We start from the raw sequence: 25008 nt of genomic DNA, 5'->3' as shown, positions 1-25008 counted from the left end.
TATAGTTTTTATGATTAATAAAAATTCCTTTTTCAAATTTAAGTATAATACATGGCAATTAAAAATAATAAATAGTTATCGAATCATCGATAGTTTTTATCTTGTCTTAAATTTTTTATAAAGTATGGAGCCTAGTACTACTTTTTCTATTTATGATGCCTCTGCAGGAAGTGGAAAAACATTTACGCTTGTAAAAGCCTATTTAACAATCTTATTTAAATCTAAGAGTCATTTTCAGTTTAAAAACATTTTGGCCATAACCTTTACCAATAAGGCGGTTTTCGAAATGAAAGAACGTATTATAAAAATGCTTAAAGAATTTTCGGACGAAAAAGTTCTTGTAGATGGTAACGATATGTTTAATGTATTGTGCGAAGAATTAAAAATGGAACCAGAGGCTTTGCATAGTAAGTCGAAAATGCTGCTTCATACCATTATTCATAATTATGCTGCATTCGAAATTTCTACAATCGATGGGTTTACACATAGAATAATTAGGACTTTTGCGCACGATTTAAAACTGCCATTAAATTTTGAAGTCGATTTAGATTCCGAAACTTTACTTAATAAAGCTGTAGATCGATTAATTGCAAAAGCAGGAACAGATAAAGAAATTACAGACGTGTTAGTTCAATTTGCCATAGAAAAGGCAGATGATGATAAAAGTTGGAATATTGCTCTAGACCTTTATAAAATTGCGAAACTGCTTATTTACGAAAATGATATTCCTTATCTGGAGCAATTAAAAGATAAATCGTTATCCGATTTCAACACACTTAAAACGCAGCTAAAGAAAGATATTAAATCTTCTGAAATTGCAATTGTCGAAATCGCTTTAGAGTTTCTGGAGCTCATTAAGAACAATGGTATTGAGTTTGCTGATTTTTCTGGTAAATACGCACCAAAGTATTTCGAAAAACTAAGTCAAGGCGATTTAAATGTTAGTTATAATACAGCTTGGCAAACTAAAATAGATAGCCATCCGTTGTATCCCGCTCGTGTAAAAAAAGAAGCCGATTTAGCTGCTACAATAGATCGCCTTCAGCCGCAAATATCTGCTCTGTTTAACCAAACAAAACAGATCTATTTTGCTCTTAAATTCAGAAAAACAATATATAAAAATCTGACGCAGCTTTCGGTTTTAAATGCCATAAACCATGAGTTGATAGCGCTTAAACACGAAGAAAACAAAATGCTAATTTCAGAATTTAATTCTTTAATCAGTGATCAAATTGCGGCACAACCCACACCTTTTATATATGAACGCTTGGGAGAAAAATTCAATCATTATTTTATTGATGAATTTCAAGATACGTCAACCATGCAATGGAATAATTTAATTCCGTTGATTTCTGAAGCTATCGATATGCATGACATTGAAAAAGATCCTGGGTCTTTAATGCTTGTGGGGGATGCGAAACAAGCTATTTACAGATGGCGTGGCGGAAGAGCGGAACAATTTATAGAATTGTCAGATCCGGATTTTAAACATAATCCGTTTAATACCCCTAAAATAATAAAGTCGTTAGATACTAATTATAGAAGTTTTAAAGCGGTTATTAATTTTAATAATACATTTTTTGAATATGTGTCGGGTTCTACTTTTAGCAACGAAACGTATGGGAAACTATATCAACGGGCCATTCAAAAGCAAAAGAATGCTAATGAAGGTTATGTAGATATTTCATTTTTAGATTTAAAAGATGAAGATCGAGATGTACTTTACCCTGAGCAGGTTTATAAAACCATAGAAGATTGTAAGAATAACGGTTTTCAGTTAAAGGACATTTGCATTTTAGTGCGCAAAACTAAAAATGCTGTGTCGACCGCAAATTATTTAAGTCAGAAAGGGATTCCTATTATTTCTTCAGAATTGTTACTCATTAAACAAGCACCAGAAGTTTTGTTTGTAACGCATGTTTCAAGCTTATTGTTTCAACCGAAGAATGCTGAAATTAAAGCTGAAATCTTATACTTTTTAGCCGATAGATTTAAAATTGAAGATAAACATAAGTTTTTAGCACAATATATTCAGTTAGATAATACTGATTTGTTTGCAAGTTTCGAGCAATTCGGAATATATACAAACGCTAGCGCTTTAATACAATTGCCATTGTTTGATATGTTTGAAACATTGGTTCGCGAATTCAATTTAGTAAAACATTCCAATGCCTATATTCAATATTATTTAGATGTTGTTCTAGAATACACACAAAAAAAAGGATCAGATATTTTTGGATTTTTAGATTATTTTGAGGCTAAAATAGACAAGCTAAGCATTGTATCTCCGGAAGGTCAAGATGCGGTTCAGATCATGACGATTCATAAATCGAAAGGATTAGAGTTTCCAGTTGTTATTTTTCCGTTTGCCGATCTCGATATTTATAAAGAAATTGAACCCAAAGAATGGTTTCCTTTAGTTAAAGAAGAGTTTAGCGATTTTCCATTCACATTATTAGATTATAATAAAACTAATTTTGAAGAATTTGGAAAAGAAGGTGTAGATATTAGTGCAAGGCATCAATCGGAACTGGAATTAGATAATCTTAATCTTTTATATGTGGCATTAACGAGGCCCGTAGAGCAACTTTATATTATTAGTAGTTTGGCCTTGGATGCAAAACAGAATGTAAATACAAAAAAATACAGTGGTTTGTTTATCGATTTCTTAATTCAAAATAAACTTTGGGAGTCTGATAAATTCAATTATAATTTTGGAAGTCCGAAACGAATTCCAATTGTAAAGAAGCTTACAGAACAGAGTGATCAAGCGAAACAGGTGACATTAGAATTTATCTCTACTGCAAAAAAAGATCATAATATAAAAATTGTGGCAAGTAGCGGTTATTTATGGGATACTAAACAACAAGATGCAATAGAAAAAGGGAATTTAGTCCATAATTTAATGGCTAAAATAAAGACTGAATCCGATGTAGATTTGGTTTTAAAAGATGCAGAACAATCTGGGTTGATATCGTCCGATCAGTTTGATGGACTTCAGGACAGTATTCTACAAATTATAGACCATCCAGAACTTCAATCTTATTTTTCGTCAGAGAATACCATCTATGCCGAACGGGATATTATTAAAAAGGACGGCACTATTTTGAGACCCGACCGACTAGTAATAACACCTAATAATAAGGTTATAATTATTGATTATAAAACAGGTACAGAGTTAGAGAAGCATAAACAGCAATTACAGTATTATCAAGATAGTATTGAAACCATGAATTTTGAGGTGATAACAAAAATACTAGTCTATATAAATGAAGATATTCAAATTACTTATGTTTAGTTTTTTACATAATTCGTAATAAAACATTATTTGGAAAGTTCTTTGTTATATTAGGTTGAGTGTGTTTTGAATTAAATAAAGCACATGATTTTTAATTCGAAAATATCTAAAGTTATGTGAGGAAGTCGAAGTTCTATATTATATAATCAAGTTGTGAAACATTTAAAGAAACCGAGGAAATACGATGAACCAAGAAGTAAATAATTATTTGAGTAACCTCAAAAAATGGAAAGAGGAATTGACAAAACTTCGAGAAATCATCCTCGATTTAGGACTCAATGAGGAATTTAAATGGATGCATCCTTGCTATACAGAAAACGGGAAAAATATTATTTTAATCCACGAATTTAAAGATTATTGTGCCATTCTGTTCCATAAAGGCGTTTTATTAAAAGACGTAGAAAATATCCTAATTCAACAAACAGAAAACATACAGTCAGCAAGACAAATACGTTTTACGGACTTACCAGAAATTTCAGAACTAGAACCGATTATTAAACAATATATTAGAGAAGCAATCGAAATAGAAAAATCTGGTCTGAAAATCCAAAAGAAAAAAACGACAGACTTTAAAATACCAGAAGAGTTGGAACAAAAATTTAAAGAAAACCCAAATTTTGAAAAAGCATTTAAGGATTTAACTGCTGGAAGACAAAGAGGTTATCTTCTTCATTTTTTTAAACCAAAACAATCGAAAACTAAAATATCCCGAATTGAAAAAAATACAGAACGAATTTTTGACGGATTTGGTCTAAACGATTGTACTTGTGGACTTTCAAAACGAAAGCCGAATTGTGATGGTTCTCACAAAGAATTAGAGAGTTCAAAATAGAAGCAATTTGATGAAAAATTATATTTGAAAAAATGAGCAAAGAAAGAATTACAGTTCAAACAAAAATTAAAGCACCAATAAGTAAAGTTTGGGAATTATACACACAACCAAATCATATAATAAATTGGAATTTTGCAAATGACGAATGGTGTTGCCCAAACGCAAAAAATGATTTGAAAAAAGGTAGAGAATTCAATTTTCGAATGGAGGCAAAAGACGGAAGTATGGGTTTTGATTTTACAGGTAAATATGAAAACGTAGTTCAGAATGAATTAATTACTTACAAAATTATGGATGGACGAAATGTTGACGTTGAATTTTCAGAACGTAAAAATGAAGTACATCTAAAACAAATATTTGATGCGGAAGGAACGAATTCGGACGAACAACAAAAGAATGGCTGGCAAGCTATTTTAGATAATTTCAAGAAATATGCGGAAACAAAATAGTGAAAATCTAAACGCAGAAAAACGTTGCACACACAATGGTTATAAAACATAGCTATTACAGGTTTTACTAAAGTTTTTTGTGTATTTGCGAAGACCGCTAAGTTTTTAAATTCGGCTCGTGTATAATCCGAAACGATAACGTCTTTTAACACGCTATGTTTCATATACGGAGACGATGGCGAAATCACTATAATTATAGGTAATACTAAAGTCATATTTCACAAAAATTAATTAGAGATTTCCGTCCATTATTAGATGTATTCAAGTAGCCAAATATGTTAAAAGGTATTCGTAATGAGGTAATGTCAATTTTAACATTTCACTTGTTAAATTAACGGATTTTAAGAAATTTTGAAATCTAAATCATTCTATTTGTAAAACACAAAGTCCTTATATATAAACAGGAACACATTTTTAACATATTTGGTGCTAACAAATGAGGATAAAATATAGGTAAAAAGTAGATTATGAGATTGTTTACATTGCACTTTACTATGTGAATTAGCACCAAAATATGTTAAATTTTGAATTAAAAGAAAGGTGTTTAAGTCCTCGATTTTGTTTTTCTGTAGTCCTAAAAAATAAAGCAAGAATTAGCGTACAGCTTTCAGTAGCCCATAAGCAGCAGCACTTAGTCTAAGCGTTTAAGGTTTTTAAAAAGGTTGGAAAAACGGTAGGTGTTATATAAAACCTTTCTAAACTCTTGAACTTTCGTTAAAGTTGTTAATATTTTTTTATATTTGTCTTTGTTAATAATATTTAACAACTTACTTTTGTTTACAATTAACACTTAAAAATTAAACTTTTGAATATGAAAAATCTTAGCAGATTATTGTTCGCAATGTTGCTGGTATTTGGTTTTAGCAACACTTATGCGCAAGATGAAAACAACCCATGGGCTATTAGCTTTGGAGTAAACGCAGTAGACTTCTTTCCAAACGGAGAGGGAGCACCACTTAGTGAAGGATTCGGAGACGAATACTGGAACGTTGGTGATCACTGGAACATTTTGCCTTCTCTATCAACAATTACAGCAGCGCGTCACATTACAGGTGGCTTGTCTTTTGGAGTAACAGGATCAATTAATAAAATTGACCAATACGGTGATGAATCTGTACCAGATTGGTCTTACTATGGAATAGATGGTAATTTCAAGTACGGTTTCTTAAACTACAGTACCTTTAACCCATTCATTGGAATAGGTGCAGGTTACACTTGGGTAAACGAAATTGGTGCTGCAACAGGTAATGGTACTTTAGGTTTCAACGTTTGGTTTAGTGAAAACATTGGTCTTACAGTACAATCTACTTACAAACAAGCTTTCGAAGATTACTTAACTTCTCACTTCCAACATTCTGCTGGTCTTACTATCAAATTTGGTGGAAAAGATACTGATAAAGATGGAATTTACGACAATGACGATGCTTGTCCAGATGTATTTGGTTTAGCAATCTTTAACGGTTGTCCTGATACTGACGGTGATGGTATTCAAGATAGTCAAGATGCTTGTCCTAACGAAGCTGGTCCAGCTGAATTTGATGGTTGTCCTGATACTGACGGTGATGGTATTCCAGATCCAATCGATGCTTGTCCTTTAATCGCTGGTCCAATAGAATTTGATGGTTGTCCTGATACTGATGGTGATGGTATTCCAGATGTATTAGATGGTTGTCCAGAAATTCCTGGTCCTATTGAAAACAACGGATGTCCTTGGCCTGATGCTGACGGAGATGGTATCCCTGATAATATTGATGAATGTCCAGAAATTCCTGGTACTGTAGCTAACAATGGTTGTCCTGAACTTCCTGAAGCTGTTCAAAAATCATTAAATGCTTATGCTAAAACAATCTTATTTGATACTGGTAAATCTACTATCAAAACATATTCTGCTGAAGTATTAGAAAATATTCTTGGAATTATGAAAGAATATTCTAACGCTAAATTTAATGTAGAAGGTTTTACAGATAGTGTAGGTTCTGATGAATTAAACATGAAATTATCTGACGCTAGAGCTGCAGCAGTTAAAGCTTTCTTAGTAAAACATGGTGTAGATGCTTCTAGATTATTCCCTAAAGGATTTGGAGAAGCTAACCCTATCGATACTAACAAAACTAGAGCTGGTAGAGCTAACAACAGACGTGTAGAAATTAATTTAGTTAAGAATTAAGACTAAATTTATTTAAATATAATTATATAAAACGCCCCGTTTATTCGGGGCGTTTTTTATTTTTATACAATGACAACTTTTATAGAAGAGGTTATTAATAACCTACAAGAGAAAGGTCTCGACCTTTCCGAATTAAAATTTATTCTTCCTAGTAAACGTGCAGGTACATTCTTAAAGCATCAACTTTCAAGATCTACTAAACAAACCATGTTTGCTCCAGAAATATTAAGTATTGAAGATTTTGTTGAATCCATTTCTGGTTTAAAAACAGTTTCGAATACAGAGTTGCTTTTTCAATTTTATAGTACTTACCTTGCTCTTACTAAAGAGACTATTCCAGATTCGTTTGAAGTGTTTTCTAAATGGGCGCAAATTCTACTTCAGGATTTTAATGAAATCGATAGGTATCTAATACCACAGGATAAAATATTTAATTATCTAGGGGCAATTCAAGAACTAAAGCATTGGTCCTTACAAGCCGAACAAACCGATTTTGTTAAAAATTATTTGGCCTTTTGGAATAAACTACATCTTTACTATACCCATTTTACAGAACACTTATTGGAAAATTATTTGGGCTATCAAGGGTTGGTTTACAGACAAGCAAATGCGCATGTTGGAAGTTATGTAGAACAAAATAAAACACAACACGTTTTTTTGGGGTTTAATGCTTTAAACACAGCAGAAGAATCTATTATTCAACATATTTTGGAGCATACAAATGCTTTAGTTTATTGGGATATAGATAAAATATTTTATGAAAACCCTATTCACGATGCTGGATTGTTTACTAGGCAACATGCTAAAAATTGGAAGTATTTTAAAACGCAGCCTTTTAATTGGATTACTGAAAATTATAAAGATCAGAAAGTCGTTCATATTATTGGTGTTCCTAAGAATATCGGGCAGGCAAAATATATTGGTAACATTTTAAAAGATTTAGGTAAAACACAAGGTAAACTAGAAAAGACAGCGATAGTTTTAGGAAATGAAGAGCTTTTACTTCCCGTTTTAAACTCAATTCCAGAAGACGTAAAGACTTTAAATGTTACGATGGGGTTTCCTTTAAAATCTATTCCTTTAGCTTCGTTATTCGAGAGTCTTTTTAATTTACATAAAAACAACCCCAAATCATTTTATTATAAGGATATAGTTTCAATTTTGTCTCATCAATTTATTCGCCCTTTATTTATTTCAGAGAATAAAGATTATGCGACCATCTTAATAGAAACCATTCAGACTAATAACATTGTTTTTCTAACGTATCAGCATTTAGTTGAACTTTGCGAGCCTTTTAAAGATGTTTTAGAGTTGTTGTTTAGTTCTTGGAATAACAATGCAACCAAAGCTTTAAATCAATCTAAAATACTCATTTTTGCTTTAAAAGATTATTTAAACAAAAAGAAGGATGAACACATTTTAAGTTTGGAATACACGTATAGGTTTCATGAACTTTTTAATGAATTAGAACGCTTAAATAAAACGTATAGTTTTTTTCAATCCATAAGTGCATTGCATCAAGTTTATAAGGAGCTATTAAGCAGTGAAACACTAGATTTTCAGGGCGAACCTCTTCAAGGTTTACAAATTATGGGAATGCTAGAATCTCGTGTTTTAGATTTTGAAACTGTTATTATTTCTTCTGTGAATGAAGGTGTATTGCCTGCAGGGAAAAGTAATAATTCGTTTATTCCATTAGATGTGAAATTGGAGAATAATTTACCAACATTTAAAGAAAAAGATGCAGTTTACACCTATCACTTTTATCGTTTATTACAACGTGCTAAAAATGTGTATATTATTTATAATACAGAGGCAGATATATTAACAGGTGGAGAGAAAAGTAGATTTATAACGCAATTAGAGTTAGAAAAAATACATACTCTAAATCACATAATTGCCACACCAACGGTAGATTTAGTTGAACAGAAACTTAAAACAATTTCAAAATCGCCTTTAGTTCTAGAGCGTTTGAGGGAGATTGCTAAACATGGATTTTCACCTTCTTCGTTAACCAATTATATGAGAAATCCTATGGATTTCTATTTTCAAAAGGTATTGAAAATTCAAGAATACGACGAGGTAGAAGAAATAGTAGCCGCGAATACTTTAGGAACTGTTGTACATAATACACTCGAAGATTTCTACGAACCATTAGTTGGTGAGCAATTAACAGTTGAGCATATTACTAATATGAAATCTAAAATTTCGAGTACAGTTTTACATCATTTTGAAGAGACGTACAACAAAGGCGATATAAGTACAGGTAAGAATCTTATCAGTTTTGAAATTGCTAAACGTTATGTATCTAATTTTATAAATTTGGAACTGAAAGAAATTAAAGCCGGAAGAATTATTAAAATTTTGGCTATAGAAGCTAGTTCTAAGCAGGTGAAAATCTCTATTCCAGAATTGCCTTTTCCAGTTACTATTGGTGGAAAAGTAGATCGTGTAGATGAGTATGATGGCACCACTAGAATTATTGATTATAAAACAGGGAAAGTTGATCAGTCTCAAGTGGAAATTGTAGATTGGGATGAGCTCACCACAGATTATAATAAATATAGTAAACCCTTCCAAATTCTATGTTACGCCTTTATGATGCATTCCGACGGAAATTTAAAATTCCCACTGGAAGCGGGTATTATTTCATTCAAAAATTTAAATGCTGGCTTTTTAAAATTTACTAAAAAGGATAAATCTGGGTCTGGAGCGACTAAAATTACCTCTATCGATAAAGAAACTATTCAATTATTTGAAGAACAGCTTAAGGTTTTAATTTTAGATATTTTCAACACTGAAAACGACTTTGAAGAAAAGGAAATTACCCATTAATAGATTCGTATGATTCTTAGAAAATAGATGAAAAAAATATTTAAATTTTTATTAAAAATTCTGTTTTGGTTCGCTTTAAGTTCAATCTTTATGGTTGTGCTTTACAAATTTATTCCAGTTTTTATTACACCTTTAATGGTTATTCGTAGTTTCGAAACGACTGAAAATAGTATGCCAAAAGGTTGGAAACACGATTGGAAGTCTATAGATAAGATTTCTAATTCAATGCAAAAAGCAGTAATTTGTAGTGAAGACCAAAACTTTTTAAAACATAACGGTGTCGATTTTAAAGCTGTTGAAAAAGCGATCGAATACAACCAGAAAGGGAAACGTGTTCGAGGAGGAAGTACGATTAGTCAACAAACAGCTAAGAATGTGTTTTTATGGCCGGGGAGAAGTTGGTTGCGCAAAGGATTCGAAACTTATTTTACAGTTTTAATTGAATTGTGTTGGAGTAAAGAGCGCATTTTAGAAGTATATTTAAACAGTATAGAAATGGGTAATGGTATTTATGGCTGTGAAGCTGCAGCTCAGTTTTGGTTTAAAAAATCTGCATCTAATTTATCAGCTTACGAAGCGGCTGCAATCGCTTCAATTTTACCAAATCCAAGACATTATAAAGCAAATCCAGCTTCTGCATATATTCAGAAACGAAAAACATGGATTGTTAAACAAATGAAATTTTTTGGACCCTTACGATTTAAAACTAATGAAGAATAATTCTGAGATTAAACAGCAACTTTTAAAACTTTGCGAAGCCTTTATTGATAAAAGGTTGGCGAATGTAAAGCATAATATCGCTGAAGTTCAGGAGGCGTTAACATCTGAAACTAAAAGTTCGGCAGGAGATAAACACGAAACCGGACGTGCGATGTTGCAACTAGAACGTGAAAAATTCGGTACACAATTGTCTGAAGTTAATCAGGTAAAACAAGCTTTGTCTAAAATAAATGTATTAAAACAGTCTGAAACCATTTGTTTAGGAAGTGCTATTATTACAGATAAATCAAATTATTTTATTGCTATAAGTGCTGGAGAGATCGAATTTAATAATATAAAATATTTCGCTATTGCACCAAATACTCCTATTGGTCAGCTTTTATTGTCTAAAAAAGTAGGTGATAAGATTGTTTTTAGGAATCAAGATTTTGAAATTATTAAAGTAATCTAAATCAATTTCGACTTATCTTTAATAAAAAGATATTGAATAGCACGATCACATTTTTTGATATTATTATAGTTGGTGGTGGATTGGCGGGTTTATCTAGCGCAATTCACTTGTCCAAAGCGAACCTAAGCGTTTTAGTTCTAGAAAAAAACAGCTACCCTAAACACAAAGTTTGCGGAGAATATATTTCTAATGAAGTTTTACCCTACCTAGATTTTTTAGACATTGATGTGTTTAAATTAGGTGCTAAAAAAATTGATCAATTTCAATTATCTACAACTCGAGGTCAACTCATTTCAGTTAATTTACCATTAGGAGGGTTTGGAATTAGCCGATTTTGTTTAGATGCTGCTTTAGCAAATAAAGCACTAGACAATGGTGTTAAAATACTTCAGGAAGTTGTCGAGGATATTCAGTTTCATAAGGAAGAATTTTCTGTAGAAACAAAAGGCGGGAAAGTATATAAAGCTAAAATAGTTATTGGTGCATATGGTAAACGTGCAAATCTAGATATAAAACTTAATCGAAAATTCATTAAAACCAAGTCCCCATATTTAGCAGTGAAAACTCATGTAAAAGGTATTTTTCCAGACGATTTGGTGGCACTTCATAATTTTGAAGGTGGTTATTGTGGAGTTTCTAAAGTAGAGAATGACAACATTAACTTATGTTATATCACCAATTTTAATTCGTTTAAAAAATTTAAAAATATAGAAGATTTTCAAGAGAAAGTAGTCTTTAATAATAGTTTTTTAAAAACCATTTTCAATGAAACGATTCCAGTTTTTGAAGAACCGCTAACTATTAGCCAAATTTCATTTGAGGTTAAGAAACCTATCGAAAATCACATCCTGATGTGTGGTGATACAGCAGCATTGATTCATCCTTTATCTGGTAATGGGATGAGTATGGCAATTAGAAGTGCCCAAATAGCATCATTACTAATTATTAAATTTTTTAATTCTGAAATATCTCATAGGAATGCTTTAGAAAAGCAATATCTTAGAGAATGGAATGCAGCCTTTAAATCACGTTTAAAAACAGGGCGAATTGTTGCTAATTTGTTTAACAAACCTAAAATATCCGAAGTTTTGATGCAAATAATTAAGTGGTTCCCTAGTCTTTTACCTCATATAATAAAGCGGACTCACGGAAAATTGATGAAAGTAAAATGAGTTTTTTAGTTGACACAAAATATAGAAGCGAAGCGGAAGAAATCATGGACGATTTGGATTATAGTGGTCCAATACTACATGATGCATTAGATAAATTAGCTAAAATTAATCAATGGTTAGGAGGAAATGCTGTTACTATAAATGGACTCAAAAAAGCACTGATTAATTTCGATAAGGGTAAAACTATTACAATAATAGATTTAGGTTGCGGTGGTGGAGATATTTTGAGAGACGTATCTCGTTTTGGAAAACTAAATGGATATAATTTTCAATTAATAGGAATTGATGCAAATCCTAACACAGTAAAATATGCCCAGTCATTATCAAAAGAATTCAATAATATTCAATTTAAAACCATAGATATCTTTTCTGAAGATTTTAGGCTATTACAATACGATTTAGTTTTAACCACTCTGTTTCTTCATCATTTTAAAGACGAAGTACTTATTAAATTTTTAAAACCTGTTTTAGAAAAAGCAAAATTAGGAATAGTGGTTAATGATTTACATAGACATAAACTGGCCTACTATTTGTTCAAGTTATTGAGTATAACAATTAAGAATAAAACAATTGTTGAAGATGGTTTAACGTCTGTATTAAGAGGGTTTACAAGAGCAGAATTACAAGGTATATCGCAGCAATTAAATGCTAATTATTACCTAAAATGGAAATGGGCTTTTCGTTTTCAATGGATACTTAAAAGTTCCGCTTTTAAAGTTTAGAGGCAGTTTTTGAATTATAGCAAATTGTAAAAAATAGCATAGATTAATGTCGTCTTGGCGATAAGTATTTAGTAGCAAAATAATTTTAACTAAAGAGATACCTGTTTTTGGTAGGAAGTAGTATGAGCGTAAAAATAACAGCAGTAGCAAAACAGTTGCCTAAATTTACTAGAGAGACTAAAGATATTATTCCGTTCCTAAATATTTGGTTAGAAGGGCAAGAAGAGCGTTTTAAACGGAAAGTTATCAAACTTTTTGAAAATGCGGGAGTGGATAGACGTTATTCAATTATGGACGCAGAAGACGTGTTTTTAAAAACCACCTTTGAAGAAAAAAATGAGATATATTCTCGTGAAGTCATCAAATTAGCAGAGCAATCACTAATTAAAGCTCTTGATAAAGCAAAATTAAAACCCACAGATATCGATTATATTATAACGGTAAGTTGTACTGGGATCATGATTCCGTCTGTAGATGCTTATTTAATTAATAACTTGAAGATGAAACAGGATATCGTAAGACTTCCAGTAACAGAAATGGGTTGTGCTGCTGGTGTTTCAGGAATTATTTACGCAAAAAATTTTTTAAAAGCTAATCCAAATAAACGAGCTGTGGTAATTGCGGTAGAATCGCCAACAGCAACATTTCAATTAGATGATTTTTCTATGGTGAATATTGTTAGTGCTGCTATTTTTGGAGATGGTGCTTCAAGTGTGATTTTGTCATCATATGAAAATGAAGAAGGCCCAAAGATTATAGACGAAGCCATGTATCATTTTTATGATGCCGAAACGATGATGGGATTTAAATTGGTAAATACAGGGTTGCAAATGATTTTAGATAAAGCGGTTCCAGAGACTATTTCAGAGCATTTTCCTAAGATAGTACATCCGTTTTTAGAACGAAATAATTTGTCGATTGAAGATATAGATCATTTAATTTTTCATCCTGGAGGAAAGAAAATTGTACAAACAGTTGAAGAGCTGTTTGGTGCCCTTGGTAAGAATATCGATGATACTAAAGACGTCCTTAAACGTTATGGAAATATGAGTAGCGCAACTGTCCTTTACGTTTTAGAACGCTTTATGGATAAACAATTGCCCAAAGGCGATAGAGGTTTAATGTTGAGTTTTGGACCTGGTTTTTCTGCTCAACGTATATTGTTAGAATGGTAAAAGAATTTGAAAACAAAAACTATTGGGCACTCATCTTAGGGGGGTCTAGCGGATTAGGTTTAGCAACAGCAAAAAAGCTAGCTAAGCATGGTATGAATATTTGCATTATTCATAGAAACTCTAGAGCGCAAGAAGAAGAAATTACTAGTGATTTTAACAGTATAAAAGCGGAAGCGGTTCAGTTTAAATCTTATAATGTTGATGCTTTCAAGCTTGAAAAACGAGTACAAACTATTTCAGAATTAAAAGAAGTTTTAGGAGCATCTGGTAAAATAAGAACTCTTGTGCATAGTGTGGCTAAAGGAAACTTAAAACCAATGATTTCCGAAGAAAAACCAACACTTAAAACTGACGATTTTAATTTAACAATTAACGCTATGGCTATTAGTTTGTACGATTGGACTAAAGCGCTTTTTGAAGCCCAATTATTTGCTAGAGATACACGAATTATTAGTTTTACAAGTGAAGGAAATACTAAAGCATGGCGAAATTACGCAGCAGTTTCTGCAGCAAAAGTTACGCTAGAAGCAATAACAAGAAATATCGCTCTAGAATTTGCACCTTTTGGTATTAGAGCCAATTGTATCCAAGCAGGAGTGACAGACACAGCGTCATTAAGAATGATTCCTGGGAGTGATCAAATAAAAGCTCATAGTTTAAAAAGGAATCCATTCAATCGTTTAACACAACCTGAGGATGTTGCAAATGCGGTTTATCTTCTATCAAAAGATGAAGCGAGTTGGATAAATGGTTGTGTGATTCCAGTGGATGGAGGCGAACATATAAGTTAGTTATAGCGTTTTTAAAAGTTTTTAAAATTAAGCAATGACATCAAAACAAATCATATCATTATTGCCCTATCAAGAGCCCTTTCTATTCGTTGATGAATTAACTTTAATGTCTTCGGAAGGAATAACGGGACATTATACGTTCAAGAGTGAAGCGTATTTCTATAGAGGACATTTTAAAAATAATCCAATTACGCCAGGTGTAATTCTTACAGAATGTATGGCACAAATAGGACTTGTTTGTTTGGGGATTTATATGTTGAAAGATCAACTGTCAGAAAATAATTTACCGCAAATAGCATTGACCTCATGTCAAGTTGATTTTTTTCTACCTGTTTTACCTGGTGAGAAAGTAACAGTGGTTTCAGAAAAAGAAGTATTTCGTTTTAATAAATTAAAGTGTCATGTGAAGTTATTAAATTCAAAAGGCGAATTAGTTTGTCGTGGTAAAATTTCAGGAATGCTACATATTCCTACACATGTAGGAATCTTGTAACCCAAGAATAATTGGCCTATAAATATAAAGCACTTGTTTTGTAAGTGACTTAAAGATGAATAGAACGTTTAATTAAAAAAATTCCTATCTGGGAAGGAATAAAGGATGAATAGAGTCGTCATTACAGGGTTAGGAGTCGTTGCACCAAATGGTGTAGGACGCGATGCGTTTTTAAAAGCCATTAAAAATGGTGAATCCGGAATTACGTTCCATCAACAATTAGCAGATTTAAATTTCTCGTGTTGTATTGGAGGTATTCCGCAAATTTCTGAAGAAAAGAAATTAGAGTATCTCACACCTTTACAATTAAGAGGTTTTAATAGTTCTGGGATTTTATATGGCTGTATGGCTGGAATAGATGCATGGAAAGACGCAGGGTTTAAAGTAGAAGAAAATAGTAATTTAGATTTTGATAGCGGAACCATTTTTGGCACAGGAACTTCTGGTGTGGAGAAATTTAGAGAAGCCATTTATAAATTAGATGTAGGTGAAGTAAAGCGTTTAGGGAGTACAGTTGTGGTTCAAACTATGGCTAGCGGAATTAGTGCTTTTTTAGGAGGTATTTTAGGACTTGGTAATCAGGTAACAACAAATTCGTCGGCGTGTACAACTGGAACTGAAGGTGTTTTAATGGGCTACGAACGTATAAAAAACGGTTTAGCCAAACGGATGCTGGTAGGAAGTTGTAGTGATTCCGGCCCATACATTTGGGGAGGGTTCGACGCTATGCGAGTCATGACTTATAAACATAATGATACGCCAAAACAAGGATCAAGACCAATGAGTGAAAGTGCTTCAGGTTTTGTGCCTGGAGCAGGAGCAGGAGCTCTGGTTTTAGAGTCTTTAGATAGTGCTTTAGAAAGAAATGCTACAATTTATGCAGAGGTTTTAGGAGGTAATGTCAACTCCGGAGGACAACGTAATGGCGGCACAATGACTGCTCCAAATCCAGAAGCCGTGCAACGTTGTATTAAAGATGCAGTTATAAATGCTAATATTTCTGTAGAAGATATTGATATAATTAATGGGCATCTAACAGCAACTTCAAAAGATGGTTTAGAGATTGAAAACTGGACAAAAGCCTTGAATAGGAATGGAGATGATTTTCCATATATCAACTCATTAAAATCTATGGTTGGTCATTGTTTAGCTGCAGCAGGAAGTATTGAATCTGTGGCAACTGTATTGCAATTAAAAGACCAATTTGTATTTCCAAATACTAATTGTGAGGATGTACATCCTGAAATTTTGAAACTCATCTCAGAAAAAAAGATTGTAAAGAAATTATTAAGAACCGAATTAAACATTGCTGCAAAAGCTAGTTTTGGTTTTGGTGATGTGAACGGTTGTGTTATCTTTAAGAAGTACTAATCAGGAAATATTACTGATTTTTAAAATATGTAAGGTTTTAAAATAATTATATAGTAATATTTTTAAGACTAAGGTTTAATTAAAAAAGGCTCCCACTTGTATGGGAAATATTATGACAAAAGAAGAGTTAATTGCCAAACTAAAAACCATTGTTCAGCCTTATATACAAGACGAAGATGCGTTTAATAAATTATCTGAGCATACAAATTTTATAAATGATTTGAAGATAAATTCAGCAAATTTAGTAGATGTTATTTTAGATGTTGAAGATGAGTTTGATATTAGAATAGAGAACGACGACATGGAAAAAATGACATCCGTAAAAGCAGCCATGGACATTGTTGTAGAAAAACTAGCAGCCAAATGATAGGTAATGATATTGTCGATTTAAAACATACTGCTGTTGGTCGTAATTGGGAATGTCCGCGTTTTTTAGAGAAAGTCTTTACGGAAAAAGAGGAAGCACTTATTTTTTCTTCAGAAAATCGACATCAAACAGTTTGGTTACTTTGGAGTATGAAAGAGGCTGCTTACAAAATTTATGTTCAGGAATTTAAAAAGTGTTTTTTTAATCCTAAACGGTTAGCGTGTGAGCTTATTCATGAAAATAAAGGAATAGTGAAAATAGACGATATTGAGTATTTTACAGAGTCTACACTAACAGAAGATTATGTCTATACAATTGCTAAACAAAATACTATTCAAGAGGTGTATACATCTGTTTATAAAACTAAAAAAGAAGGATACAAAATTCAGAGTGATAAGTTGAAACAGCGATTTTTAAAATCAATCTCTAAACGTAAAGGCTTAACATTTCAAGCGTTAAAAGTTGAAAAAACAGCAATAGGAATTCCACACATTTTTTATGCTTCTAAACAACTATCAATTCCTTTTTCCTTAACACATTGCGGACGATTTTCGGGGTTTGCTTATTAGTGTATTCAGATTTGTTTTTAATTCTAAAAATAATTCAAATCTAAATTATTACAATTCTAAACGTTTTTTAGCCGTTTCAGTAAGTTTCAAATTCACGTCTTCGTTTATGTTTAATGATGAATTATTATAGAAAAATATAGATTTAAAGTTGAAATCAGCTTCAATAAGATAAATATTTGCTCTAAAGTAATTGTGTTTTATAGTCACTTTTAAATCTGATGTTTTAGAAACTTCTAATTCATGAGCATATACAAAAACGGTCTTCTTAGAAGTCGTTTTTAATTTTAATTCTGAAGCTTCAAACGTATTAAATTCGTCAAAAAAAGATGCGATTAATGGCTTTTCAGGATTCTTGTATAATTCTTTTGGAGTCTCGCTAGCTATAATTTTTCCATTATTTAAAACAATCATGTGGTCGGAATATGGTAAAACATCTTCGCGATCGTGAGTGGCTACCACACAGGTAATATTTTTCTCTTTTAAATATTTAAACAGATTACGGCGTAATGTTTGTTTCTGGAAATTATCTATATGGCTAAACGGTTCGTCTAATAAAATAATTTCTGGTTGTCTTGCAATCGCTCTAGCTAAAGCGACACGTTGTTTTTGTCCGCCACTTAATAACTTCACTTTTACATCTGTAAATTCAACTAAATCGACTAATGCAATCAATTCGGCAGTGCGTTGTTTTTTCTCTTCAGGAAAGAAGTTAGATAAAAATTTCCCAATGTTTTCTTCCACTGTAATAAAAGGCATCAAATCGAATTCTTGGGCAACATATTTCATAAAATCGTAACCAATCACCAAGTTGAATTTTGGACCTAGAAGAGGTTGGTCTTTCCAAAAAATTTCACCTTTTGGTAAATCGTAAGTGCCATAAAGCAGTTTTAAAAGCGTACTTTTTCCTGAGCCACTTTCTCCAATAATAGATAAATGCTGACCTTGTTCAACAGAAAATGAAATGTTGTGAAGGATGGTTTTTTTATCGTAACCAAATGAAATATTCTGGACTTGAAGCATAGGTTAATTTTATTTTGTAAAAATAGTATAAAAAAACAAAGAGTCATTTAATTGCAAATAAAGCATTTAAATGACTCCAAATATTTATTAAATGTGATCACCCTTTTTCTTTCTCCTGAGACGTTTTTGGCAATACATTAAATCCCATATTGTATAATGTAAACCCGAATATGTCTGCATATTGCTCTATGGTTTTACTGACAGGAGTTCCAGCGCCATGGCCAGCATCTGTTTCAATTCGAATTAAAATAGGGTTTCCGTTTTTTTGATTGTGTTGTAATTCAGCTGCAAATTTAAAACTATGTGCAGGAACTACACGGTCGTCATGATCTCCTGTTGTGATTAACGTTGCCGGATAATTAACGCCAGCTTTTACATTGTGCACTGGGGAATAGCCTTTTAAATATTCGAACATTTCTTTGCTGTCTTCGGCTGTTCCGTAATCGTAAGCCCAACCGGCACCGGCTGTAAAGGTATGGTAACGCAACATGTCTAAAACGCCAACTGCAGGCAATGCTACTTGCATTAAGTCTGGTCGCTGCGTCATGGTTGTTCCAACTAATAATCCGCCATTAGAGCCTCCTCTAATTGCTAAATATTTAGACGATGTATATTTGTTTTCTATTAAATATTCGGCTGCAGCTATAAAATCATCAAATACGTTTTGTTTTTGCATTTTAGTTCCAGCATCGTGCCATGATCTTCCATATTCGCCACCACCACGTAAATTCGGTACTGCATAAATACCACCTTCTTCCATCCAAACTGCATTTGCAATACTAAAAGCAGGTGTTAAGCTAATATTGAATCCGCCATAAGCGTATAAAATGGTAGGATTTTTACCGTTTAATTCTGTTCCTTTTTTATAAGAAATAATCATAGGCACTTTTGTCCCATCTTTAGAATCGAAAAATACTTGTTTACTTTCGTATTGGTCTGGATCGAAATCTACTTTTGGTTTGACATAAACTTTAGATTCTCCTGTACTTGGGGTAAATGCAAAACTTGTTGAAGGTGTTGTATAATTAGAGAATGAATAATATAACATTTCATTTTCTTTCTTGCCTGAAAATCCGCTAACGGTTCCAATACCTGGAAGCTCAATATCTCTAATAAACTCACCGTTGTAATCGTATTGTTTTACCAGAGAAACGGCATCAACCATATAATTAGCAAAGATAAAATTGCTTCCCGTTGAAGGTGATAATACGTTTTTTGTTTCAGAAATAAAATCAACCCAATGTTCTATAGTTGGACTAGAAGCATCTACAGTTACAATTTTTTTATTAGGTGCGTTTAAATTAGTAACGAAAAATAATTTACTACCAATATTGTCTAGTAAATATGTGTCACTATCTGTGTTATCTAAAATAGTAACAAATTTGCTGTTTGGTTTCGTTAAATCTTTAATGTATAATTTGTTTCCGGATGTTGATGTGCGGGGGTAAATAATTAAATAATGATCGTCTTCGGTAACATTTGCAGAGATATAACGGTGTTTCTCTTTAATATTTCCACCAAAAATAAGTTGGTCTTGGCTCTGTTTCGTTCCAAGCTTATGGTAGTACACTTTATGTTGATCTGTTTTAGCAGATAGCTCGCTACCTTCAGGTTTGTCGTAACTTGAATAGTAGAAGCCTTCATTACCTTTCCAAGACATACCGCTAAATTTAACATCGATTAAAGTGTCTTCAATAACGGATTTAGTTTCAGAATTAATAACCATTATTTTTCTCCAATCGCTACCACCTTCAGAAATAGAATAGGCCGCTATGCTCCCGTCTTTCGAAAAGGATAAACCATCTAGAGAGGTTGTGCCATCTCCGCTAAATGTATTTGGGTCAAGAAAAACCTCTTCTGCTTTATTTTCACCTTTAGTTCTGTAAACAACATTCTGATTTTGTAGTCCATTGTTTTTGTAAAAGTAATTGTAATCGCCTTCTTTGAATGGTGCTCCAATTTTTTCGTAGTTCCAAAGTGTGGTTAAACGGTCTTTAATTTCATTACGATATGGAATTTTTTCTAAATATTTGAACGTTATTTCGTTTTCGTCCTTAACCCAAGCCTCAGTTTCTGGACTTCTATCGTCCTCTAGCCAGCGGTAGGGATCTTTAACTTCTGTACCAAAATAGGTATCTATAGTATCTGTTGTTTTTGTAATTGGATAATTCACTATTTGATTATTATTTTTCTTTAGTTCCTGCTCGTTTTTACAGGAAATAATAAGGGTTAAAACAATTACGGAGGCCATTAATCTTTTCATAAGTCAGGTATTTGTAGGGGTTCAAAAATAACGAAAAAGCTCCTAAGCGGTTAGGCTTAGGAGCTTTTTTTAAGATATATTTAAAGGGTTTCCTTTAGATAATTTTATTTGCTATTAAATACTCTGCAATTTGAATCGTATTTGTTGCTGCACCTTTACGTAAGTTATCGGCAACAATCCACATATTTAAAGTGTTTTTTTGTGTGTCGTCTCTTCTAATTCGTCCTACAAAAACATCATCTTTTCCATGTGCATAAATTGGCATTGGATAGGTATTTGTGTCTGTATTGTCTTGAACAACAACCCCTGGAGTTTCGCTTAATAGTTTACGAACATCGGCCAATTCGAAATCATTTTCAAATTCTACGTTTACAGATTCAGAATGTCCACCAGCAGTAGGAATTCTTACTGCAGTTGCAGATACTGAAAAAGATGTATCGCTTAAGATTTTTTGAGGCTCTTTAGCTAATTTCATTTCTTCTTTGGTGTAACCGTTTTCTAAAAACACATCACAATGAGGTAATGCATTTCTTCCAATAGGATAAGGATAAGCCATTTCTCCTTCTATACCTGCAATTTCGTTTTCTAGTTGTTTTACAGCTTTTACACCTGTACCAGAAACCGATTGGTAAGTAGAAACCACTACACGTTTCATTTTGTATTTTTTATGAAGCGGAGCCAAAGCCATAACTAACTGAATAGTTGAACAGTTTGGGTTTGCAATAATTTTATCGTCTTTTGTTAATTCGTTTGCATTAATTTCTGGAACGATTAATTTTTTAGTAGGATCCATTCTCCAAGCTGAAGAATTATCGACTACTGTTGTGCCTGCTTCTGCAAATTTAGGAGCCCATTCTAAAGATGTGTCTCCACCTGCAGAAAATAAAGCTACATCTGGCTTCATGGCCACTGCATCTGCTAAACCTACCACTTTATAGTCCTTACCTTTATAAGAAATAATTTTACCTACCGAGCGCTCTGAAGCAACAGGAATTAATTCCGTTAACGGAAAATTACGTTCTGTAAGAACTTTAAGCATTACTTCGCCAACCATACCCGTGGCGCCAACTAGAGCTACTTTCATTATATAAATATTAGTTTAAGTGTGTCTTAATTATTTTCAACAAAACTAAGTATTATAAATTAAAAAAATAGCCTTAGTTAGCTTAAACCAAGGCTATTTAACAACAAATAACAAAATGTTAAATAATTAACAAATATTACTTCTTAAGTAAATCTCTTATTTCTGCTAAAAGTTCTTCTTGTGTTGGTCCTGCTGGTGGAGCAGGAGCAGCAGCTTCTTCTTTCTTTTTAGTGTTTTCATAGGCTTTTAATACCATGAAAATACAGAAACCAATAATCACGAAATCTATAATCATCTGGATAAAGTTTCCGTAATTAATAGCTACTGCCGGAACTTCAACGCCGGCAGCATTGGTTGTAGCGCCTTTAAGTACATACTTTAATTCTGTGAAATTAACGTCACCTAGCAGCATACCTATTGGTGGCATTAAAATATCTTTTGTAAACGATGTTACTATTTTACCAAATGCACCACCAACAATTACTGCCGTTGCAAGGTTTATAATATCTCCTTTTAAGAGAAAGGACTTGAAGTCTTTAAAAAATGCCATATAGTTTAGGATTGATTAATAAATGAATTACTAAGGTAAATAAAAAACAGCACAATAAGAGGTCGTTATCTTATAATGATACGTTTAATGCGCTGGGAAAGTCCTGTAAGTAACTCGTAAGAAATAGTATTTGCTGTGGCGGCAAATTCTTCGGCAGTAGGATAGTCACCAAAAACAATAACTTCGTCACCCTCCTGGCAGTCAATATGTGTAATATCAACCATAATCATATCCATGCAGGTGTTCCCAACTATAGGTGCTTTTTGTCCGTTTATAGCAACAAAACCTTTGCCGTTTCCGTATTCCCTTCCAATACCATCGGCATGACCAAGTGGTAAGGTTGCTGTTGTTAAAGGTGCATCGCAAATGTGCCCACGATTGTAGCCTACACTTTCCCCTTTAGGGATATGATGAATCTGTGAGATTACTGTTTTTAATGTTGTAATAGGTTTAAAATGAGTGTTTTCTTTTTCCGAATTTCCAAAACCATACATGCCAATTCCACTTCTTACCATGTCGAAATGCGCTTCAGGATAATTTAAAATCCCAGAGGTATTACACATGTGAAGCATGGGTTTATAGGGTAATTGTTTTAGAAATGAATCCGAAATGTTTTTAAAAGTTTCAATCTGATTTGTCGTGAAATCCTTCTCGTTTAAATCTTCACTGGCTCCCATATGCGAAAATAGTGACGTCACTTTTATAGCTTCAGTACGATCTAAAATAGAAAGTATTTCTGGAATATCGTTTTTAGAAAAACCTAAACGATTTAATCCCGTATTAAACTTTAAATGCACAGGATATTGATTTTGATTAAATTCTTCGGCCGTAGCCACAAATTCCTTTAACACTTTTAAACTATACAAGTTGGGTTCTAGGCAGTTTTCAATAAGTGTGTTAAAACTTACAGCTTGTGGGTGAAGCACCAAAATAGGTGTAGAAATTCCTGACGTTCTTAGTTGTTCGCCTTCGTAAGTATAGGCAACAGCAAAATAGTGGATGTTTAATGTTTCTAAATGTTTAGCAATATCTACTGCAGCATTTCCGTAAGCATACGACTTTACAACAGCCATAAATTTGGTAGATGGATGTATTCTAGATTTAAGGTAAGTAACATTATGTTCTAAAGCTTTTAAATCTATTTCTAAAAGAGTTTCCTGTGCTTTAAGCATCGGTGTTTTTAGGATTTAAATCGGTATGTTCTGTTCCGTTAACGCTCGTTTTATTCGCTTTGTCACTTCGCATAGCTTTATAATAAGCAGCGCGACTTAGGGGTTCGTAATTTTCGGTTTCACCAAGTAAAACTAAAGCGTCACTTTGCGCTTTTCTGTAACTAAATTGCGCCAAATTTCCAGTTCTGGTACATATAGCATGGACTTTGGTTACATAATCTGCAGTAGCCATTAAATTAGGCATTGGTCCAAATGGATTGCCTTTAAAATCCATGTCTAACCCAGCCACTATTACACGAATGCCTTTGTTTGCTAAATCGTTACACACACGAACAATTTCATCGTCGAAAAATTGGGCTTCGTCAATACCAACCACGTCGCAGCCATCTGCTAAAATAGGAATATTTGCAGCAGCAGGAACTGGTGTAGAACGGATTTCGTTTGCATCATGAGACACCACCATATCTTCGTTATAACGGATGTCTACCGAAGGTTTAAAAATTTCAACTTTCTGTTTGGCAAACTGGGCGCGTTTAAGTCTTCTGATTAATTCTTCGGTCTTACCAGAGAACATGGAACCGCAGATTACTTCAATCCAACCAAATTGTTCTTTATGATTTACTGTATTTTCGAGAAACATTTTGTAATTTTAACACTAAAATTATTCAAACTTTCGTTTGTTTATAAGCGGTGTAAATTTATTAAAAATTAAAAGGCGAAAATAGTTTAAATATAAAAGTTATGAAAAAGAAGTTGGAATCAGAATTAATTAATATTGCATTAAGAATTATTAGACTTGAAGGCAAAGATGATTTAGATGCATTACATGCAGAGACAGCTATTCTTTTTGAAAAACTTTCGGTCTTAAAATTTCTGCAAGAATCACCTCAAGGCGAAAAATTTACAATCGCTAACGATTCCTCTTTTTTCGATATGTTAGATAATGCATTTAACAATAAAATATCTGATAGTTTAGAAGTGGATAACGACGTATTCATTCGTGAAGACCAGCAGCAACCCGATGAGGATTCTGAAAATATTGCAGAACCTGTAATGGAAAAAATTAAAGATCTTGTCGCGCAAATGCCTCACGAAGCCAATGCTGTAGACGATTTACTTGAAGCGATTACGCCAGAGCAGCACTATCAAAAAAACGACTTTGAAGAAATTACTGCCGATTTTAAAGAAACACCAATCTTCGAGCCTGTAGTGAATTCTACTATAACCAATCCTAAAAGATCTTTAAATGATAAGTTGAAAGGTGGAGGTTTAAATATTGGTTTAAATGATAAAATTGCTTTTATAAAACAATTATTTGGTGGCAGTAGCGAAGATTACGAACGTGTTATTTCTCAGGTAAATACAAGTGGTGATTTTGAAGAAGCTAGAAATTTAATTCAAAATGTTGTAAAAACAGATTATAACAATTGGAAGGGTAAAGAAGTCTTCGAAGAACGTTTTATGCAAATAATAGAAGGTAAATTCAATTAATTTTTTTAAAATTTAC

General features: G+C 32.7%; 22 protein-coding genes. 16 read left to right on the top strand and 6 right to left on the bottom strand.

Annotated features, from left to right (window positions below; genetic code table 11):
* The first annotated feature begins 124 nt into the window (after window positions 1–124).
* From R6X41_RS12015 to R6X41_RS11945, 15 genes are all read left to right on the top strand, one after another.
* Window positions 125–3298, top strand: coding sequence for a UvrD-helicase domain-containing protein (locus R6X41_RS12015; RefSeq protein ID WP_318500579.1), 3174 nt, complete (start codon window positions 125–127; stop codon window positions 3296–3298).
* Between the two features lie 184 nt (window positions 3299–3482).
* Complete coding sequence (locus R6X41_RS12010) at window positions 3483–4130, top strand: DUF1801 domain-containing protein (RefSeq protein ID WP_318500577.1); 648 nt, start codon at window positions 3483–3485, stop codon at window positions 4128–4130.
* A gap of 32 nt (window positions 4131–4162) precedes the next feature.
* Window positions 4163–4579, top strand: coding sequence for an SRPBCC domain-containing protein (locus tag R6X41_RS12005; RefSeq protein ID WP_318500575.1), 417 nt, complete (start codon window positions 4163–4165; stop codon window positions 4577–4579).
* A gap of 811 nt (window positions 4580–5390) precedes the next feature.
* The gene (locus tag R6X41_RS12000; protein WP_318500573.1) at window positions 5391–6746 is read left to right on the top strand and encodes an OmpA family protein; all 1356 of its coding nucleotides are present in this window, start codon (window positions 5391–5393) and stop codon (window positions 6744–6746) included.
* Window positions 6747–6815: 69 nt separating this feature from the next.
* A complete protein-coding gene (locus tag R6X41_RS11995; RefSeq protein ID WP_318500571.1) occupies window positions 6816–9581 on the top strand; it encodes a PD-(D/E)XK nuclease family protein in 2766 nt (921 codons plus the stop codon).
* 27 nt (window positions 9582–9608) lie between these two features.
* Window positions 9609–10301 (top strand): monofunctional biosynthetic peptidoglycan transglycosylase, encoded by a 693-nt coding sequence (gene mtgA, locus R6X41_RS11990; RefSeq protein WP_318500569.1) that lies wholly within the window; start codon window positions 9609–9611, stop codon window positions 10299–10301.
* Window positions 10291–10752 carry a GreA/GreB family elongation factor gene (locus R6X41_RS11985; protein WP_318500567.1) on the top strand — a complete coding sequence of 154 codons (462 nt, stop codon included), beginning with the start codon at window positions 10291–10293 and terminating at the stop codon, window positions 10750–10752. Before mtgA ends, R6X41_RS11985 begins: the two co-directional genes overlap by 11 nt.
* A 32-nt stretch (window positions 10753–10784) precedes the next feature.
* A complete protein-coding gene (locus R6X41_RS11980; protein WP_318500565.1) occupies window positions 10785–11924 on the top strand; it encodes an NAD(P)/FAD-dependent oxidoreductase in 1140 nt (379 codons plus the stop codon).
* On the top strand, window positions 11921–12646 hold the full coding sequence (locus R6X41_RS11975) for a methyltransferase domain-containing protein (RefSeq protein WP_318500563.1): 726 nt from the start codon (window positions 11921–11923) through the stop codon (window positions 12644–12646). Before R6X41_RS11980 ends, R6X41_RS11975 begins: the two co-directional genes overlap by 4 nt.
* Before the next feature lie 122 nt (window positions 12647–12768).
* Entirely contained in the window at window positions 12769–13821 is a 1053-nt protein-coding gene (locus R6X41_RS11970) for a type III polyketide synthase (protein ID WP_318500562.1), read from the top strand.
* Window positions 13815–14612: an SDR family oxidoreductase gene (locus tag R6X41_RS11965; RefSeq protein WP_318500560.1), complete on the top strand. Its 798-nt coding sequence runs from the start codon at window positions 13815–13817 to the stop codon at window positions 14610–14612. The genes R6X41_RS11970 and R6X41_RS11965 overlap by 7 nt, the downstream gene beginning before the upstream one ends.
* Window positions 14613–14646: 34 nt before the next feature.
* The gene (locus tag R6X41_RS11960; RefSeq protein WP_318500558.1) at window positions 14647–15105 is read left to right on the top strand and encodes a 3-hydroxyacyl-ACP dehydratase FabZ family protein; all 459 of its coding nucleotides are present in this window, start codon (window positions 14647–14649) and stop codon (window positions 15103–15105) included.
* Between the two features lie 105 nt (window positions 15106–15210).
* The gene (locus tag R6X41_RS11955; protein ID WP_318500556.1) at window positions 15211–16476 is read left to right on the top strand and encodes a beta-ketoacyl-[acyl-carrier-protein] synthase family protein; all 1266 of its coding nucleotides are present in this window, start codon (window positions 15211–15213) and stop codon (window positions 16474–16476) included.
* Window positions 16477–16588: 112 nt separating this feature from the next.
* Window positions 16589–16843 (top strand): acyl carrier protein, encoded by a 255-nt coding sequence (locus R6X41_RS11950; protein WP_318500607.1) that lies wholly within the window; start codon window positions 16589–16591, stop codon window positions 16841–16843.
* The gene (locus R6X41_RS11945; RefSeq protein ID WP_318500554.1) at window positions 16840–17412 is read left to right on the top strand and encodes a 4'-phosphopantetheinyl transferase family protein; all 573 of its coding nucleotides are present in this window, start codon (window positions 16840–16842) and stop codon (window positions 17410–17412) included. The genes R6X41_RS11950 and R6X41_RS11945 overlap by 4 nt, the downstream gene beginning before the upstream one ends.
* Before the next feature lie 48 nt (window positions 17413–17460).
* Here the strand turns inward: R6X41_RS11945 and R6X41_RS11940 are convergent, their stop codons facing one another.
* The 6 genes from R6X41_RS11940 to R6X41_RS11915 form a co-directional block, all read right to left on the bottom strand.
* Window positions 17461–18432: an ABC transporter ATP-binding protein gene (locus R6X41_RS11940; protein WP_318500552.1), complete on the bottom strand. Its 972-nt coding sequence runs from the start codon at window positions 18430–18432 to the stop codon at window positions 17461–17463.
* A 97-nt stretch (window positions 18433–18529) separates the two neighbouring features.
* Entirely contained in the window at window positions 18530–20695 is a 2166-nt protein-coding gene (locus R6X41_RS11935) for a prolyl oligopeptidase family serine peptidase (RefSeq protein ID WP_318500550.1), read from the bottom strand.
* Between the two features lie 94 nt (window positions 20696–20789).
* Entirely contained in the window at window positions 20790–21779 is a 990-nt protein-coding gene (locus R6X41_RS11930; protein WP_318500548.1) for an aspartate-semialdehyde dehydrogenase, read from the bottom strand.
* 136 nt (window positions 21780–21915) lie between these two features.
* Window positions 21916–22329 (bottom strand): large-conductance mechanosensitive channel protein MscL, encoded by a 414-nt coding sequence (gene mscL, locus R6X41_RS11925; protein WP_318500546.1) that lies wholly within the window; start codon window positions 22327–22329, stop codon window positions 21916–21918.
* 65 nt (window positions 22330–22394) lie between these two features.
* Entirely contained in the window at window positions 22395–23501 is a 1107-nt protein-coding gene (gene alr, locus R6X41_RS11920) for an alanine racemase (protein ID WP_318500545.1), read from the bottom strand.
* Window positions 23494–24141: a thymidine kinase gene (locus R6X41_RS11915; protein ID WP_318500543.1), complete on the bottom strand. Its 648-nt coding sequence runs from the start codon at window positions 24139–24141 to the stop codon at window positions 23494–23496. The genes alr and R6X41_RS11915 overlap by 8 nt, the downstream gene beginning before the upstream one ends.
* Window positions 24142–24242: 101 nt before the next feature.
* Between R6X41_RS11915 and R6X41_RS11910 the strand changes: the two genes are divergently transcribed.
* The gene (locus R6X41_RS11910; protein ID WP_318500541.1) at window positions 24243–24992 is read left to right on the top strand and encodes a DUF8457 domain-containing protein; all 750 of its coding nucleotides are present in this window, start codon (window positions 24243–24245) and stop codon (window positions 24990–24992) included.
* The last annotated feature ends 16 nt before the right edge of the window (window positions 24993–25008 follow it).

Source organism: Formosa sejongensis (assembly GCF_033447105.1).
Taxonomy (GTDB): Bacteria; Bacteroidota; Bacteroidia; order Flavobacteriales; family Flavobacteriaceae; genus Formosa.
The sequence above is the reverse complement of the archived record's forward strand: the minus strand, read 5'-3'. Positions and strand labels throughout refer to the sequence as shown.